Source organism: Streptomyces sp. SID12501, assembly GCF_010550245.1.
Classification (GTDB): domain Bacteria; phylum Actinomycetota; class Actinomycetes; order Streptomycetales; family Streptomycetaceae; genus Streptomyces.
This window is the reverse complement of the sequence record NZ_JAAGLU010000840.1, coordinates 1-414: the sequence shown is the minus strand read 5'-3', so window position 1 is coordinate 414 and position 414 is coordinate 1. Positions and strand designations below refer to the sequence as shown.

At 71.5% G+C, this 414-nt stretch carries 1 protein-coding gene; it reads left to right on the top strand.

Going from position 1 to position 414, the window contains the following annotated elements; genetic code table 11:
- Positions 1 to 178: 178 nt before the first annotated feature.
- The coding region (locus G3I71_RS48735) for an FAD-dependent oxidoreductase (protein WP_164325414.1) at positions 179 to 414 on the top strand (236 nt) is incomplete at its 3' end.

Genomic DNA, 414 nt, shown 5'->3' with positions numbered 1-414 from the left:
TGAACCGCTCCTTCGGCCCGGTGGAGATCTGGACCAACAGGACGGCGGGGACCTCCCCCTACAGCTGTGAGGGCCCGCTCCGCAGCTGATCCGCCCCGGGCCGGCCCCTCATCCGAAGGGGGGAGGGGTCGGCCCGTGGATCCTAGGCACCCTCTAAAGAATGTGACATATTACTGCCGTGTCCCAGACCCAGTCCCCGGACGGCGTCATCAGCGGCGCCGGGGTCGTCGGAGCCGGGTGGGCCTACTACGCCGCCCGCTCCGGGCTCTCCGTGGCGGTCGTCGACCGCGGTTCCGTCGCGGGCGGCACGACCGGCGCCGGGGAGGGCAACCTGCTGGTCTCCGACAAGGAGGCCGGCCCCGAACTCGATCTGGCCCTGCTCTCCACCACCCTGTGGCGCGAACTGGCCGCCGT